General features: G+C 73.1%; 13 protein-coding genes. 8 read left to right on the forward strand and 5 right to left on the reverse strand.

The window, feature by feature from the left end; translation table 11 throughout:
* Window positions 1–175: 175 nt before the first annotated feature.
* The 3 genes from H563_RS0105355 (at window position 176) to H563_RS15200 (ending at window position 4,941) form a co-directional block, all read left to right on the forward strand.
* Window positions 176–499, forward strand: a complete 324-nt coding sequence (locus H563_RS0105355) for a WhiB family transcriptional regulator (protein ID WP_022881575.1) — start codon at window positions 176–178, stop codon at window positions 497–499.
* Window positions 500–568: 69 nt separating this feature from the next.
* A complete protein-coding gene (locus H563_RS15195; protein ID WP_022881576.1) occupies window positions 569–3,529 on the forward strand; it encodes a glycosyltransferase family 2 protein in 2,961 nt (986 codons plus the stop codon).
* The gene (locus H563_RS15200; RefSeq protein WP_022881577.1) at window positions 3,526–4,941 is read left to right on the forward strand and encodes a DUF5719 family protein; all 1,416 of its coding nucleotides are present in this window, start codon (window positions 3,526–3,528) and stop codon (window positions 4,939–4,941) included. The genes H563_RS15195 and H563_RS15200 overlap by 4 nt, the downstream gene beginning before the upstream one ends.
* A 24-nt stretch (window positions 4,942–4,965) precedes the next feature.
* Here H563_RS15200 and H563_RS0105370 read toward each other — a convergent pair whose 3' ends face one another.
* Window positions 4,966–5,409, reverse strand: coding sequence for a metallopeptidase family protein (locus H563_RS0105370; protein WP_027479130.1), 444 nt, complete (start codon window positions 5,407–5,409; stop codon window positions 4,966–4,968).
* Between the two features lie 54 nt (window positions 5,410–5,463).
* Between H563_RS0105370 and H563_RS0105375 the strand changes: the two genes are divergently transcribed.
* Window positions 5,464–5,673: a DUF3499 family protein gene (locus H563_RS0105375; RefSeq protein WP_022881579.1), complete on the forward strand. Its 210-nt coding sequence runs from the start codon at window positions 5,464–5,466 to the stop codon at window positions 5,671–5,673.
* 87 nt (window positions 5,674–5,760) lie between these two features.
* Window positions 5,761–7,242 (forward strand): adenosylhomocysteinase, encoded by a 1,482-nt coding sequence (ahcY, locus tag H563_RS0105380; protein WP_022881580.1) that lies wholly within the window; start codon window positions 5,761–5,763, stop codon window positions 7,240–7,242.
* Window positions 7,243–7,540: 298 nt separating this feature from the next.
* Here the strand turns inward: ahcY and H563_RS0105385 are convergent, their stop codons facing one another.
* Window positions 7,541–8,371, reverse strand: coding sequence for an RDD family protein (locus tag H563_RS0105385; protein ID WP_027479131.1), 831 nt, complete (start codon window positions 8,369–8,371; stop codon window positions 7,541–7,543).
* Window positions 8,372–8,389: 18 nt separating this feature from the next.
* Here H563_RS0105385 and H563_RS0105390 point away from each other — a divergent pair, with 18 nt between their 5' ends.
* The gene (locus tag H563_RS0105390; RefSeq protein ID WP_022881582.1) at window positions 8,390–9,385 is read left to right on the forward strand and encodes a stage II sporulation protein M; all 996 of its coding nucleotides are present in this window, start codon (window positions 8,390–8,392) and stop codon (window positions 9,383–9,385) included.
* Window positions 9,386–9,485: 100 nt separating this feature from the next.
* Window positions 9,486–10,844 carry an MFS transporter gene (locus H563_RS0105395; RefSeq protein ID WP_022881583.1) on the forward strand — a complete coding sequence of 453 codons (1,359 nt, stop codon included), beginning with the start codon at window positions 9,486–9,488 and terminating at the stop codon, window positions 10,842–10,844.
* A 112-nt stretch (window positions 10,845–10,956) separates the two neighbouring features.
* Here the strand turns inward: H563_RS0105395 and katG are convergent, their stop codons facing one another.
* Together katG and H563_RS15205 are read right to left on the reverse strand one after the other, a co-directional pair.
* Window positions 10,957–13,197, reverse strand: a complete 2,241-nt coding sequence (gene katG, locus H563_RS0105400) for a catalase/peroxidase HPI (RefSeq protein ID WP_022881584.1) — start codon at window positions 13,195–13,197, stop codon at window positions 10,957–10,959.
* Entirely contained in the window at window positions 13,190–13,651 is a 462-nt protein-coding gene (locus tag H563_RS15205; protein ID WP_022881585.1) for a Fur family transcriptional regulator, read from the reverse strand. The genes katG and H563_RS15205 overlap by 8 nt, the downstream gene beginning before the upstream one ends.
* Before the next feature lie 152 nt (window positions 13,652–13,803).
* Between H563_RS15205 and H563_RS18365 the strand changes: the two genes are divergently transcribed.
* A complete protein-coding gene (locus H563_RS18365; protein WP_022881586.1) occupies window positions 13,804–13,926 on the forward strand; it encodes a hypothetical protein in 123 nt (40 codons plus the stop codon).
* Window positions 13,927–14,022: 96 nt separating this feature from the next.
* On the opposite strand, the gene H563_RS0105415 is transcribed toward H563_RS18365, so the two are convergent.
* Window positions 14,023–15,375 (reverse strand): DUF58 domain-containing protein, encoded by a 1,353-nt coding sequence (locus H563_RS0105415; protein ID WP_022881587.1) that lies wholly within the window; start codon window positions 15,373–15,375, stop codon window positions 14,023–14,025.

Below are 15,375 nucleotides of genomic sequence, written 5' to 3' on the forward strand. Positions count from 1 at the left end.
GGCGCCGCCGCGACACGCCGACACGCCCGGGACCTTCAAGCAGGGGTCGAAGGCCTAACATTCGCGACTTGACGCGGAGCGAATTACACGGGTGTAATTGGTCAAGCGCATGACGCGCGGCACCGTCAGACAGGGGGCTGCGTCCACGCAGCCCGAGGGGAAAGGGGAGTCCGATATGACCGATGGCTATCGCTCCGCGGTGCCCGACGACTGGTTCGTCGACCCGGTGCGCCTCGGCGTGCCCGGCGTCCGCCAGGCGACGGAGGACGACGACGAGAACGCACTCGCGTGGCAGACCGACGCGCTGTGCGCACAGACCGATCCTGAGGCGTTCTTCCCCGAGAAGGGCGGCTCGACCCGCGACGCGAAGAAGATCTGCGCGTCGTGCGAGGTGCGCGCCCAGTGCCTCGAGTACGCGCTGCAGAACGACGAGCGCTTCGGCATCTGGGGCGGCCTGTCCGAGCGCGAGCGCCGCAAGCTGCGCAAGCGCGCGGGCTGACGGGGGCCGATTTCCCGGCCGGGTATGTCGCTCCCGGCCTCGCGGCGCCCGTTACCTAGGCTTACCGCGATGCTTCAGAGAGTCACCGCCATCCTCGTCGTCCGCAGCGGGTCGACGCATGTGCAGCGCACACTGGACTCCCTGGCTGCACAGACCCGCCGCCCCGACTCCGTCGTCGTCATCGACGTGGCGTCGACCGGCGACGCCGACCCCGCGATCTCGGCATTCCGCCCCACCCAGTACCTGGCCACGAAGGAGAAGCTCTCCTTCGCCGCCGCCACCGCCGCCGCCGTGCGCGCCATCGAGCCGCCCAGCAGCGAGGGGGAGTGGCTGTGGCTGCTCGCCCAGGACACCGCACCGGAGCCCGCCGCGCTCGAGCACCTGCTCGCGATGGTCGAGGTCTCCCCGTCGGTCGCCGTCGCCGGCCCCAAGATCGTCGACTGGGAGGACCGCTCCTTCCTGCGCCAGTTCGGCGTCTCCATGACCCGCTTCGGCGCCACGGTGCCGATCGTCGAGGACGAGCTCGACCAGGCGCAGCACGACGGCCTGTCCGACGTGCTCGGCGTTCCCGAGGCGGGGATGCTCGTGCGGCACACCGTGTGGAACCAGGTCGGCGGCCTCGACGAGGGCCTGCCCGTCGTGGACGGCGGCCTCGACTTCTGCGTGCGCGCGAGGCTCGCGGGCCACCGCGTGGTGGTCGCCCCCGACGCCCGCGTCGCCTTCGCCGGCGACGGCATCGTCGGCCCCCGCATCTCCCGGCGCACCGGCGCGATGAAGGTGGGCTTCCGCGCCCGCCGCGCGGCCCAGCTGCACCGCCGACTCGCCTACGCGCCCGGCTGGGCGCTGGTCGTGCACTGGCTGTCGCTCGTGCCGCTGGCCGTGCTGCGGTCGCTCGGCTGGCTGCTGGCCAAGCAGCCGGGTGCCATCGGCGGCGAGCTGGCGGCCGCGTTCGCGGTCGCATTCGGCGCCGGCGGCATCGGCGAGGCCAGGCGGCGGCTGAAGTTGGCCCGCCGCGTCGGCTGGTCGGCGATCGCGCCGCTGCGCGTGCCCGTCGGCGAGGTGCGCCGCCGGCGCGCCCTGGCCCGCGAGGCCGCGATCACGGCCATGGGCGGCGAGCGGCACGACATCGACTTCTTCGGCACGGGCGGCGGATGGGTCGTGCTGGCCGCGCTCGTCGCATCCGTCGCCCTTCAGGCCAGGCTGCTCGGCGCCGACGCGATCGGCGGCGGCGGCCTGCTGCCGCTGCCCGACTCGGTGAGCGCCCTGTGGAGCGGCATCGGCTGGGGCTGGCGCGACGTGGGCGTCGGATTCGCCGGCCCGAGCGACCCGTTCAACGCGGTGCTCGCCGTGCTCGGCTCGCTGACCTTCTGGAACCCGTCGCTGTCGCTCGTGCTGCTCTGGTTCGGGGCCATGCCGCTCGCGGCGCTCGGCGCCTGGCTGCTGGCGGCGCGGCTCACCTACCGCGGCGGCCTGCGCGCCGTCTTCGCCCTCGCCTGGGCGTTCGCGCCGCCGCTCCTGGCCGCGCTCGCCGCCGGCCGACCGGCCGCCGTGCTCGCCCACGTGCTGCTGCCGTGGCTGATGCTCGCCTGCGTCGCGGCCCGCCGGTCCTGGGCCGGGGCCGGGGCCGCATCGCTGCTCGCGGCCGCCGTCGCCGCGTGTACGCCGTCCCTCATCCCGGCACTCGCGGCGGCGTGGCTCGTGTGGACCGCGGTCAGCGGCCGCGGCGCCGTGCGCGCGCTGGCCGTGCCGATCCCGACGGTCGCGCTGTTCCTGCCGCTCGCCCTGGTGCAGATCGGCGCGGGGCATCCGCTGCGCATCTTCGCCGACCCGGGCGTGCCCGTCGCCGGCTCGAAGTCCGCCGTGTGGCAGCTGCTGCTCGGCTTCCCGGGCGGAACGGACGGCGGCTGGCACGAGCTCGGGGAGGCGCTCGGCTGGTCCGACGGGGCGAGCACCACACTGCTCGCCGTGCTGATCGCGCCGATCGTCGTGCTCGCGCTCGTCGCGCTGTTCCTGCGCGGCACGCTGCGCGCCGCGGCCGCCGTCTTCGGCGCCCTGCTGGGGCTGGCCACCGCGCTCGTCGCCTCCCACGTCGCCCTCCAGCACAGCGGTGCCGAGACGGTCTCGCTGTGGACCGGGTCGGGGCTCAGCCTGTACTGGCTCGGGCTGATCAGCGCCGCGTGCCTCGCGCTGGTCTCGCTCGGCCGGTTCTCCTCCGCGCCCGCGTGGGTGGCCGCCGTCGCCGTGCTCGTGGCGATCGTGCCGCTGTCGCTCAGCTCCTCCCTCGGCCGCGCCGCGGTCACCGCGGGCGAGGCCGGACAGCTGCCCGCCTACGTCATGGCCTCCGCCGGGCAGGACCCGCGCATGGCCACGCTCGTCATCTCGCCGATCGGCGACGGCGCCCTGACCGCGAGCGTGGTGCACGGCACGGGGACCACCCTGATCGGGCAGAGCACCCTCGCCTCGACGAACACCGACGGCGGCGCCGACGACGGCAGGCTCGCCACCCTCGCGGCGAACCTCGCCTCGCTCGGCGGCTACGACGCCGACAGCGCGCTGAAGCACTACGGCATCTCGTTCGTGTTCGTCGAGTCGGGCACGGGGGATGCGCCGGCAGCACTCGCCCGCCGCGCCGCGGTCGCCCTCAACGCGAACCCCTTGTTCGTCGAGGTCGGCACGACCACGACCGGCACGCTGTGGAGCACGGCGGAGGACGTGCCGTCGGCGCAGATCCCCGCCGCGGCCGGCGGATGGCAGGCGCCGCTCGTGCGGCTGATGCTGATCGTGGTGTTCGGGGCCGCCGTGCTGCTCTCGGTGCCCACCGGCAGGCTCGGCGAGGCGCAGGGGCGCGGCCTCGGCCGCATGCCGCGGTCGAAGACGGAAGACGACCCCGGGACGGAACCGGCGGATCCCGCCGAGACCCCGATCGCCGACGAACCGATCGACGAGCCGGCCCTGTCGCCGGAAGAGCTCGAGCCCGCCTACGCCGGGGTCGCGCCCGATTACGACGCCGAGGAATCCGAGATCCGATGACCGCACGAGCCCTCACCACCATCGGCGGACGCGCCGCCGTCGGCGTCATCGGCCTGGCCGCCTCCGCCGCCCTCGTCGGCGCCGCGTTCACCGTGCCGATCGCCGACACGACCGCGGCCGACCGGCCCGCGCACGTCACCCCGGTTCCGGCCGACGCGCAGGCCGCATGCCCCGGCGGCCTGCTGTCCCTCGCCACGGGCGGCACCGCGACGTCGCTGTCCACGATCGGCCAGGCTGCGACGACCGCGGGCGGCTCGAGCGCGCTCGGCTCGCCGACGCAGCTGAAGGCGTCCGACGTCTCCGGCACCGGCAACGACCCGATCGCCTACTCGGTCCCGGCCAAGAAGGGTGCGAGCTCCGCGCCGCTGATCGCCGCCGCGCAGTCCGAGCGCAACGCCGGCTCCGAGGTGAACGGCATCGCGGCCGCGCTGTGCCCGGAGCCCGTGGCCGACTCGTGGCTGTCCGCCGGTTCGGCCAGCCTCGGCGAGACCGGGCTCGTGCTGCTGACCAACCCCAACGCGGTGGCGGCGAACGTCGACCTCGACGTGTACTCCGAGAGCGGTCACCTGGATGCTCCGGGCACCCAGGGCATCCTGGTGCAGCCGCACTCGCAGAAGGTCGTCTCGCTCGCGGGCATCGCGCCCGACGCCAGCGCGACCGTGATCCATGTGACGAGCCACGGCGGCACGGTCGTCGCCGATCTGCAGCAGAGCTCCGTCGCCGGCGTCACCCCGCAGGGCGTCGAGGTGGCGGGCGTCACCGCGTCGCCGTCGACGCACCTGGTGATCCCCGGGGTGGCCTCGAGTGCGGCGGCGCAGACGCAGGCCGCATCCGATGACGACAGCTCTGCCCTCGTGCTGCGCGTCTACGTGCCCGGGTCGAAGAGCGCCAAGATCACCGTCTCGACGCGCGCCGAGCAGGGCAGCAAGGGCGGGGTGAACCCGCGCACGGTGACGCTCGATCCGGGCGTGGTCTCGGAGGTCCCGATCACCGGCCTGGGGGACGGCACCTACACCATCACGGTCGACAGCTCGGTGCCCGTCGTCGGGTCGGCGAAGTCGACGATCGTCGGCAGCAGCGGCACCGATTTCGCGTGGTACGCCGCGGCGCGCACGCTCAGCGGCGCGGTCGCGATCCCGGTCGCGCACGGGCCGAGCGGCGTGCTGCACCTGATGAACCCCGGCCGCTCGGCGGTCTCCCTGACGCTGGGCGGGGCCGGCGGCGGCAAGAAGGTGGCGGTCGGGGCCGGCGCATCCGTCGGCGTGCCCATCACCAAGGCCGGGGTGATCACCGTGGCGGATGCGCACGGCGTGTACGCATCCGTCGGCTATCGCGGCGACGGGCTGGCCGCGAGCTACACCATCGCTCCGCCGGGCGCGAACGCGAGCCCGCTCGACGTCTACACGCAGTAGACGACGGATGCCGCATCCGGCGGCTCAGAAGTGGCGGTAGCGCTCCGGCGCGAGCTCCCACGGGTCTTTGCCGAGGTACTCGGCCACCGCCCGGAACACGCAGTTCTCGATCACGAGCCGGCGGTGCACGTCGTCGTTGCGGTGCAGCTTCGAGAGCCGCTCGATCGGCACGCGGAAGAGCGTGATGCGGCGCCGCGCGTGGTCGACGGCCCAGCGCTCGACCTCGTCGGGGCCGAGCGCCCCGGCCGGAGCCGAGGCGATCTCGAAGCGCACGTCGCCGAGCTCCTGCGGCCACAGCCCCTTGAGGTAGTCGGCGCAGGAGGCGACCGACATCTCGAAGAAGTCGATGCGGCCCTGCAGCAGCGGAAGGTGCGGGCCGGTCACCGGACCGCGCACTCCTCGTCCGTGGCGGTTGCGCCGCGTCACGGGCCTCGCGGGTTCCGCCTGGCGGCGGCGAGATCGGGGCATGTCTCGCATCCTACGTCCCGGCGCGCCCGAGGGCGGGGCGTAGGCTGGAGCGCGATGGACCGGATCTGCTCGAAGGCCTCCTGCCGGCGTGAGGCGGTCGCGACGCTCACCTACGACTACGCCGACTCCATGGTGGTCATCGGGCCCCTCGCCCCGGCCCGCGCCCCGCACGGCTACGACCTGTGCGCCGAGCACGCCGACCGCCTGTCGGTGCCGCAGGGCTGGCAGGTCGTGCGGCATCAGGCGCTCGGCCAGGCGGGCTGAGCGCGCCGGGCTGCCGGCCCCGGCGCGAAACGCCGGTGCTGAAACGCCGCTACTGACAAGCCGGGGCGCCGGGGCCAGAATGGCGCCATGACCATCGCCGCTCAGACCACGGCCGTTCCCTTCAAGATCGCCGACCCCGCCCTCGCCGAGGCCGGCCGCCACCAGCTCCGCCTCGCGGAGAACGAGATGCCCGGCCTGATGGCCCTGCGCGCCGAGTTCGGCGACAGCAAGCCGCTCGCGGGCGCGCGCATCGCCGGCAGCCTGCACATGACGGTGCAGACCGCCGTGCTCATCGAGACCCTCACCGCCCTCGGCGCGCAGGTGCGCTGGGCCAGCTGCAACATCTTCTCCACCCAGGACGAGGCGGCCGCGGCCGTCGTCGTCGGCCCCGACGGCACCGTCGCCGAACCGCGGGGCGTCCCGGTCTTCGCCTGGAAGGGCGAGAGCCTCGAGGAGTACTGGTGGTGCACCGACCGGATCTTCGACTGGTCGGCCGAGGCCGCCGCGGCCGGCGCCGACTGGACCGGGCCCAACATGATCCTCGACGACGGCGGCGACGCCACCCTGCTGGTTCACCTCGGCCACCGCTTCGAGAAGGAGGGCGCGGTGCCGGATGCGCCGGAGGGGGCCAGCCGCGAGTACCGGGTGATCCTCGACCGGCTGCGCGACTCCCTCGCCGCCGACCCGCAGCGCTTCACCCGCATCGCCGCCGAGCTCCGGGGCGTCACCGAGGAGACGACGACCGGTGTGCACCGCCTCTACGAGCTCGAGCGCGAGGGCCGCCTGCTGTTCCCCGCGATCAACGTCAACGACTCGGTGACCAAGTCGAAGTTCGACAACAAGTACGGCATCCGCCACTCGGCCATCGACGGGCTGAACCGGGCCACCGACGTGCTGATCGGCGGCAAGGTCGCCTTCGTCGCCGGGTACGGCGACGTGGGCAAGGGCGCCGCCGAGGCGCTGGCCGGCCAGGGCGCGCGCGTCATCGTGAGCGAGGTCGACCCGATCAACGCGCTGCAGGCGGCGATGGACGGATTCCAGGTCGCCCGCTTCGACTCCGTCGCCGACCAGGTCGACATCTTCATCTCCTGCACCGGCAACACCCGCGTGCTCACCGTCGAGCAGATGCTGAAGCTCAAGCACCTCGCGATCGTCGCCAACGTCGGGCACTTCGACGACGAGCTCGACATCGCCGGCCTCGAGGCGCTGCCCGGCGTGGAGAAAGTGCAGATCAAGCCGCAGGTGCACGAGTACCGGCTGCCGAACGGCCGCAGCATCCTCGTGCTGTCGGAGGGGCGGCTCATGAACCTGGGCAATGCGACGGGGCATCCGTCGTTCGTCATGTCGAACTCGTTCTCGAACCAGGTGCTGGCGCAGATCGAGCTGTACACCAAGCCCGAGCAGTACCCGACCGCGGTCTACACGCTGCCGAAGGTGCTCGACGAGAAGGTGGCCCGGCTGCACCTGCCCGCCCTCGGCGTCGAACTGACCGAGCTGACCGACGAGCAGGCCTCCTACATCGGCGTGCCCAAGGAGGGCCCCTACAAGCGCGACGACTACAGGTACTGAGCTGGTTGTTGGCGCGCCGCCGCCGGAGGCAGACGCCGATTCGTCGATTTTCGCTCTGTGGAGGCCACCCGGCAGCGCAATTCGACGAATCGATCGGCGCTCGGGCCGGCGTCTCGCGTCGATTCGTCGATTTTCGTTCGCCGGGGACGCCCTCACAGCACTTATCGACGAATCGATCGGGGCGGCGCCGTGCAGCCGGGGAACCGGCACGGCGAGGCGACCCGAAGCGGCGGTATGACGCCGGATAACCCCATCGCGGGTCGTCTCGGGAGGGGAGGAGGGCCGCCCCGTCCCCCGGCTACCGGTCGGGGAAGGCGTGGGGGCGGCGGGAGAGCGCCGGGGTGAGGGCGGCCAGCCGCCGGGCCTCGGCGTCGAGGGCGCGCAGCTCGCGCTCGCGGCGCAGCGCGCTCACCCCGGCGAGGAACGTCGCCGCGTCGACGTTCGGCAGCGGGCTGACATAGACGGATGCCTCCCGCGCCAGCTCCTCGCCGAGCCCGGCGCGCGCCTCCGGGCTGAGCCTCGCCGCATGCGCCAGATGCCCGCTGATGCGCCGCGCGAGCGCGTCGGGCAGCGCGGCGACGTCGGCGACGGCGGCCCACCCGGCCAGCTGGGGCGGCACCGGGATGAGGGCGGGGGAGAGGCGGGGCATCCGCTCGTACTGCGCATAGGTGCCCGCGAGGATGTCGCCCAGCCGCTTCGAGCGGGGGTGCAGGATCGCGACCAGCACCGCGAGCCCGCCGACCGTCAGGTACAGCTCGACGGTGCCGGTGAGCGCGCGGATGAACGCGTGCCGGAGGCCCGCGGCCCCGCCGTCGTCGCGCACGATGCGGGCGCCGATGGCGAGCCGGCCGAGCGAGCGGCCGTGGCTCAGCACTTCGACGGCGATCGGCAGCAGCACGAGCGAGACCACCACGATCACGATGGCGAACGCTTGCAGCGCGGCCTCGTCGAGCACGGGGGCGGCGGCCGCCAGCAGCGCGAACAGCGTCAGCAGCACGGCGACGCTGACGGCGATGTCGATCAGGCCGCTGAGCGAGCGCTGGAGGAAGCCGGCGGGCCGCACCGAGAGCGCGACCGCCTCACCGGTGATCAGCTCGTCCACAGACGCCTGGGGTGCCGGGCTCGCCATGGCTATCATCAAAGCACAATGGACCTCGACGCCTTCACGGCCGCCCACAGCGGGGAGTGGGAGCGCCTGGCGTGGCTCGCCCGCAAGCGCACCCTCGACGGGCGCGAGGCCGACGAGCTGATCGAGCTGTTCCAGACCGGGTCGGCGCAGCTGTCGGCCATGACCTCGGCGGCGGGCCCGTCGGTGCCGGCCGAGCGGCTGTCGATCGCGCTGGCCCGGGCGCGGCTGCGGTTCACGGGCGCGGCCGACAACCCGATGCAGGCGATCCCGCGGTTCTTCGTGCTGCAGCTGCCGGCGGCCCTCTACCGGCTGCGCTGGGTGACCGTCGCCGTGGCGTTCGCGACGATCCTCATCGCGGTGCTGTTCGCCTGGTGGGTCGACGCCAGCCCGGCCGTGCTCGCCACCCTCGGCCAGAGCGCGGATCTCAAGAAGCTCGTCGACCACGACTTCGTCGACTACTACAGCGAGAACCCGGCGGCGAGCTTCACCGGCCAGGTGTGGACCAACAACGCCTGGATCGCCGCCCAGTGCATCGCCTTCGGCATCACCGGCGCCTACGTTCCGTACGTCGTGCTGCAGAACGCCGTGAACCTCGGCGTCGACGCCGCCGCGATGTTCGCCTACGGCCGCGGCGACGTGTTCTTCTCCTACGTGCTGCCGCACGGGCTGCTCGAGCTCACCTCGATCTTCGTCGCCGCGGCGGCGGGCCTGCGCATCTTCTGGGCGTGGGTCGCCCCCGGTCCGCGCACCCGCGGCCGCGCCCTCGCGGAAGAGGGCCGCGCCCTGTTCACCGTCGCGGTCGGGCTGACCCTGTCGCTGCTCGTCTCCGGCATCATCGAGGGCTTCGTCACTCCATCGCCGCTGCCGGTGTGGGCCAAGATCGCGATCGGGGCGGTGGCGCTCGCCGCATTCCTCTTCTACATGCTCGTGATCGGCCGGCGCGCGCACCTCGCGGGAGAGACCGGCGACCTGCAGGCCGCCGACCGGGGCGCGACGCAGCTCGTCGCCGGCTGACGGCGCGCGGCGCTAGCCTGGCGCGATCGCGCGTGCCGCCCGCCGCGCGGCGCGAGCCGGGCGCAGCGGCGACGGCCCGCCCGTCTGCCAAGATGGCCGCGTGACCGACTCTCGCGACGAGACCGCAGGCGCGGCATCCGACCCGCTGACGGATGCCGCGCCGCTCGGCCCCGCCGCCGAGTCGGCCGAACCCCCGCAGCATCCGCCCGTGCCCGCCTCGGGATCGGTGTGGCGCACCTCGAACTACGTGCGGCTGTGGGTGGGCGAGAGCCTCAGCCAGGTGGGGGAGAACCTCGGCACGCTGGCGATCCCCGTCATCGCGGTGGTCATGCTGCACGCCACCTCGCAGGAGGTCGGCTACCTCACCGCGGCGCAGCAGCTCGCGTTCCTGCTGATCGGGCTGCCGGTCGGCGCGTGGGTCGACCGGATGCGCAAGCGCCGGGTGATGATCGCCGCCGACGGCGTGCGCGCGGCGGTGCTGCTGACCATCCCGGCCGCGTGGGCGTTCGGCGCGCTGCACATCTGGCAGCTGTACGCCGTGGCGGCGGTGGTCGGCGGGGCGACCGTGTTCTTCGACGTCACCTACCAGAGCATCGTGCCCAGGCTGGTCAAGCCCGACCAGGTCTCCTCGGCCAACTCGGGTCTGGAGACCAGCGCCCAGGTCGCCCGGGTCGGCGGCCCCGCCCTCTCCGGCTTCCTGCTCACCTTCCTCAAGGCGCCCCTGCTGCTGGTGGCGACCGCGATCGGCTACGTGGTCTCCATGGTCGCCGTCTCGACGATCCGCGACGACGAGCCCAAGCACGTGCCCGAGGCGCACGCGTCGCTGGTCAAGGAGATCGGCGAGGGCCTGCGCTTCGTGTTCACCCACGACCTGCTGCGCCGCATCACCATCAACACCGGCGCCTCCAACCTCGCGAGCGGCCTGATGACCACGCTGATGCCGCTGTTCATCCTGCGCGAGCTCGGCCTGCCGGCATCCGTATTCGGCGTCGTCGAGGGCATCGGCTCGGCCGGCGGCATCCTCGGCGCGCTCGCCGCGGGATGGTTCACCAAGCGGCTCGGCGAAGGGCCGACGATCGTGTGGAGCTCGTTCCTGTTCACGGCGGGGGGCGCCGTGTTCATGCTGGCCGCCGTGTGGCCGGGCGCGTCGATCGTGCTGATGATCGCCGGCATGTTCGTGTTCATGTTCTCGGTCGTGCTGTACAACATCGCCCAGGTCTCGTTCCGGCAGCGGCTGTGCCCGCCGCGGCTGCTCGGGCGGATGAACGCGTCGATCCGCTTCGTGGTCTGGGGCGTGACCCCGATCTCGTCGGCGGTCGCCGGCGTGCTCGGCGGCTGGATGGGCATCGTGCCGACCATGTGGCTCGGCGTCGCGCTGACGCTGCTCGCGACACTCATCGTGGTGGCGTTCTCGCCGCTGCGCACGCTGCGCAAGCTTCCCGACCGGCTGCCGGACTGACGAGAGCGGATGCCTCACGCCGAGGCATCCGTCATGCGTGAAGGGCCGGCCGGGATGCACCCGGCCGGCCCTTCCGGCTTCAGCGCTTCAGCGCGTCACCGCGTCAGCGCACTCAGCGCAGGTCGAAGCGGTCGAGCTCCATGACCTTCGTCCAGGCGGCGACGAAGTCGGTGACGAACTTCTCCGCCGCGTCGTCGCAGGCGTACACCTCGGCGACGGCGCGCAGCTCGGAGTTCGAGCCGAACACGAGGTCGGCGCGGGTGCCGACCCACTTCGGCGCGCCGGTGCTGCGGTCGGTGCCCTGGTAGGCGTGCTTGCCCGGGTCGAGCGACTTCCACTCGGTGCCCATGTCGAGCAGGTTGACGAAGAAGTCGTTCGTCAGCTGCCCCGGCCGGTCGGTGAACACGCCGTACTTCGAGCCGTCGAAGTTGGCGCCGAGCACGCGCAGGCCGCCGACCAGCACCGTCATCTCGGGCGCGGTCAGGGTGAGCAGGTTGGCGCGGTCGATCAGGTGGTACTCGGCGCGCTGCGTCGCCTGCGGGCCGTAGTAGTTGCGGAACCCGTCGGCCACCGGCTCGAGGTAGGAGAACGACTCGACGTCGGTCTGCTCCTCGAGCGCGTCCACGCGGCCCGGCGTGAACGGCACCTCGATCGTGTAGCCCGCGGCCTGCGCCGCCTGCTCCACGCCGACGCCGCCGGCGAGCACGATCAGGTCGGCCAACGACACCTTCTTCGCCGAGCCCGCGTTGAACTCCGCCTGGATGCCCTCGAGCACCGGCAGCACGGTGGCCAGCTGGGCGGGGTTGTTCACCTCCCAGCTGCGCTGCGGCTCGAAGCGGATGCGCGCGCCGTTGGCGCCGCCGCGCTTGTCGCTGCCGCGGAACGAGGAGGCCGAGGCCCACGCCGTGGAGACGAGCTGGTCGATGCGCAGGCCGGAGGCTGCGATCTTCTCCTTCAGCTGCAGGATCTCAGGCGCGCCGATCGGCTCACCGGTCGCCGCGGGCAGCGGGTCCTGCCAGATCAGGTCCTCGGCGGGCACCTCGGGGCCGAGGTAGCGCACCTTGGGGCCCATGTCGCGGTGCGTCAGCTTGAACCAGGCGCGGGCGAAGGCACCCGTGAACGCGTCCTGGTCCTCGAGGAAGCGGCGCGCGATCTTCTCGTATGCGGGGTCGAAGCGCAGCGCCAGGTCGGTGGTGAGCATGCGCGGCTCGCGCCGGCCCTCGCTGTGCGCGAGGGGCACCATGTCGCTGCCCGCGCCGCCCTTCGGGCGCCACTGCCAGGCGCCGGCCGGGCTCTTGAACACCTCCCACTCGTAGGAGAAGAGGATGTGCAGGAACTCGTTGTCCCAACGGGTGGGGTGGTACGTCCAGGTGACCTCGAGGCCGCTCGTGATCGCGTCGTCGCCCTTGCCGGACTTGAAGGTGCTCTTCCAGCCCAGGCCCTGCTCCTCGAGGTCGGCGGCCTCAGGGTTCGGGCCGACGTGGCTGTCGGGGCCCGCGCCGTGCGTCTTGCCGAAGGTGTGGCCGCCGGCGATGAGCGCCACGGTCTCCTCGTCGTTCATCGCCATGCGCTTGAACGTCTCGCGGATGTCGTGCGCGGCGAGCACCGGGTCGGGGTTGCCCTCTGGGCCTTCCGGGTTCACGTAGATGAGGCCCATGTGGGTGGCCGCGAGCGGCTTCTCCAGGTCGCGGTCGGCGTTCAGGATGCGCTTGTCGCTGCCGAGCCACTCGGTCTCGGCGCCCCAGTACACGTCGTCGTCCGGCTCCCACGCGTCGACGCGGCCGCCGGCGAAGCCGAAGGTCGGGAAGCCCATGGTCTCGAGCGCGACGTTGCCGGCGAGGATCATCAGGTCGGCCCAGGAGATGTTCTTGCCGTACTTCTTCTTCACCGGCCACAGCAGGCGGCGCGCCTTGTCGAGGTTGACGTTGTCGGGCCAGCTGTTCAGCGGCGCGAAGCGCTGCTGGCCGGTGCCGGCGCCGCCGCGGCCGTCCATCACCCGGTAGGTGCCGGCGCTGTGCCAGGCCATGCGGATGATCAGGCCGCCGTAGTGGCCGAAGTCGGCCGGCCACCAGTCCTGCGAGGTGGTCAGCACCTCGGCGATGTCCTTCTTCACCTCGGCCAGGTCGAGGGTCTGGAAGGCGGCGGCGTAGTCGAAGTCCTCGCCCAGCGGGTTCTGCGACGGCTGGTTCTTGGCGAGGATCTTGAGGTTGAGGCGGTCGGGCCACCAGAACCGGTTCGCGTCGCCGCGGGTCGGCTCCGGCAGGCTCTCGCCGTGCACGACGGGGCACGTCGCGGCGCCCGGCTCCTCCATGGGCTCATCGGTCGTGATGGCGCCGTGTTCTTGGTCAGTCATCGGTGTCCTTCCTGGTCGGCTGATCGTGGGGATCAGAGGGGAGAGGGGAGCAGTCGGGGCACAGCCCCGAGAACACCACGTCGGCGGCTTCGACGGTGAATCCGTGCGTGTCGCCCGGGGTGAGGCAGGGGGCTGCGCCGACGACGCAGTCGACGTCCTCGACGCGCCCGCAGGAGCGGCAGACGAGGTGGTGGTGGTTGTCGGCGACGCGCGTCTCGTACCGCCAGGCGTTGCCGGGCAGGTCGATGCGGCGCACGAGATCGGATGCCTCCAGCGCGGCCAGCACGCCGTACACGGTCTGCGGGCTGGTCTGCCCGAGCGCCGCCTCGACGCGGCGCACGATGTCGTCGGCCTCCGCGTGCGGCTCGGCCTCGAGGGCGTCCAGCACGGCGAGCCGGGGCCGGGTCACGCGCAGGCCCGCTTCGCGGAGGGCGGCTTCCCAGTTCGTCGGCATCGCTCCTCACCCTAGCGTTGTTTTGACCAACTCAAAACAAGCGCGGGGTGAACCGGAGGGGACAGTGCCCCAGGAGCGGACGACCAAGGACGAATCCGTCGCTCAGCCGGCTCGGGCGAACTGGCGTACGCGCGAGGCCATCGCGTGGCCACATGGCCGACACCGAGTCGATCTGGACGAGCGTCAAGCTGCTGCGCCGCCTGGCATGGCACGAGCGGGTCGAGCTCGTGTTCCTGCGCCGCAGGCTGCGCGCGGCTGCAGCCGCACAGCGGTAGGCGCGCTGAAGGGCACACGTTTTCGGGGAAAACCGCAGCCCTACCGCGCATGCACCGCGTTCGCGCCCCGCCCGCTCGCCCCCCTCTCGCCGGCGGCTACAGCCGCCCGGCCGCCTTGAGCGCGAGGTACGCGTCGGTCACGGCCGGCGGCAGCTGCTCGGGCGTGCCGGTGACCACGTGCGCGCCGAGGCCGCGCACCGCGTCGGCCAGGCGGCGGGTGTCGAGCAGGGCCCGCTCGGCGGCGGCGGCGCGGTAGGTCTCGGCGCGGTCGTCGAGGTGCCCGGTCGCCTCGGCGACCGCCGGGTCGGTGACGGATGCCACGAGCACGGTGTGCTTCGCCGTCAGCTGCGGGAGCACCGCCAGCAGCCCCCGCGCCGAGCCGATCGAGTCGAGCGAGGTCAGCAGCACGACGAGGGCCCGCTGGCTGGACAGCGCGCGCACCTGGCCGGGGATCGCGGTCCAGTCCATCTCGAGCAGCTCGGGCTCGACGTCGGCGAGGGCGTCGACCTCGCGCGAGAGCAGCTCGGCGCCGGAGGCGGCGTGCACCCGGGCGCGCACCCGGCGGTCGAAGGCGAGCAGGTCGACCCGGTCGCCGGCCCGGTCGGCGATCACCGACAGCAGCAGGCTCGCCTCGATCGCGGTGTCGAAGCGCGGCTCGTCGGCGATGCGGGCGGCGGCCGTGCGGCTCGAGTCGAGCACGAGGATGACCCGCCGGTCGCGCTCCGGCCGCCAGGTGCGCACGACCAGGCGCGGGATCGTGGCGGTGGTGCCCGCGCCGATCGGCTGCTCGCCGCGCCTCGCCGTGGCGCGCCAGTCGATGGACCTGACGTCGTCGCCGCGCACGTACTCGCGCAGCGAGTCGAACTCGGTGCCCTGGCCGCGCACCATCACCGAGGTGCGCCCGTCGAGCTCGCGCAGGCGGGCGAGGCGCGAGGGCACATGCTTGCGGGAGTGGAAGGGCGGCAGCACCCGCAGCCGGCCCGGCGCGGCGAGCGTCGCCTGCCGGCCGGCGAGCCCGAGCGGGCCGAGGGAGCGCACGGTGACCTGCCGGGTGTGCCGTTCGCCGCGGCGCGTCGGGGTGAGGGTGAGCACGACGGCCCGCCGCTCGCCGGGCGGCACGCGCACGAGCGGCCGCTCCGGGGGCGCTCCGGCGGAGGGCTGCCAGCCGTCGCGGACGCGGGCGCGCAGCATCCGTCGCCCCACGTTGCGCACGAAGAGCGTCGAGATCGCCGACTCGGACAGGCGCACGCGCGGCGGCAGCTCGCGCTCGAGCGCGACGGCGCGCGGCGAGCCAGCGAGCAGCCCGTCGACGGTGGCGAGCAGTGCGCACAGCACGACCCAGGCGCCGAGCGCGGCGAACGCGGCCCCCGCCCCGGCGAGGCTGCCGAACAGCACGACCGGCACGACCCCGATCGCGAGCAGCAGCGTGAAGCGGCCGGTCAGCACCAT

The organism is Gryllotalpicola ginsengisoli DSM 22003, assembly GCF_000419445.1.
Classification (GTDB): Bacteria; Actinomycetota; Actinomycetes; order Actinomycetales; family Microbacteriaceae; genus Gryllotalpicola; species Gryllotalpicola ginsengisoli.

Bases quoted from the DNA above. Each gene is read 5' to 3' on its own strand.
- H563_RS0105355 (WP_022881575.1), top strand. From the start codon at position 176: ATGACCGATGGCTATCGCTCCGCGGTGCCCGACGACTGGTTCGTCGAC.
- H563_RS15195 (WP_022881576.1), top strand. From the start codon at position 569: ATGCTTCAGAGAGTCACCGCCATCCTCGTCGTCCGCAGCGGGTCGACG.
- H563_RS15200 (WP_022881577.1), top strand. From the start codon at position 3,526: ATGACCGCACGAGCCCTCACCACCATCGGCGGACGCGCCGCCGTCGGC.
- H563_RS0105370 (WP_027479130.1), bottom strand. From the start codon at position 5,409: ATGCCCCGATCTCGCCGCCGCCAGGCGGAACCCGCGAGGCCCGTGACG.
- H563_RS0105375 (WP_022881579.1), top strand. From the start codon at position 5,464: ATGGACCGGATCTGCTCGAAGGCCTCCTGCCGGCGTGAGGCGGTCGCG.
- ahcY (WP_022881580.1), top strand. From the start codon at position 5,761: ATGACCATCGCCGCTCAGACCACGGCCGTTCCCTTCAAGATCGCCGAC.
- H563_RS0105385 (WP_027479131.1), bottom strand. From the start codon at position 8,371: ATGGCGAGCCCGGCACCCCAGGCGTCTGTGGACGAGCTGATCACCGGT.
- H563_RS0105390 (WP_022881582.1), top strand. From the start codon at position 8,390: ATGGACCTCGACGCCTTCACGGCCGCCCACAGCGGGGAGTGGGAGCGC.
- katG (WP_022881584.1), bottom strand. From the start codon at position 13,197: ATGACTGACCAAGAACACGGCGCCATCACGACCGATGAGCCCATGGAG.
- H563_RS15205 (WP_022881585.1), bottom strand. From the start codon at position 13,651: ATGCCGACGAACTGGGAAGCCGCCCTCCGCGAAGCGGGCCTGCGCGTG.
- H563_RS18365 (WP_022881586.1), top strand. From the start codon at position 13,804: ATGGCCGACACCGAGTCGATCTGGACGAGCGTCAAGCTGCTGCGCCGC.
- H563_RS0105415 (WP_022881587.1), bottom strand. From the start codon at position 15,375: ATGGTGCTGACCGGCCGCTTCACGCTGCTGCTCGCGATCGGGGTCGTG.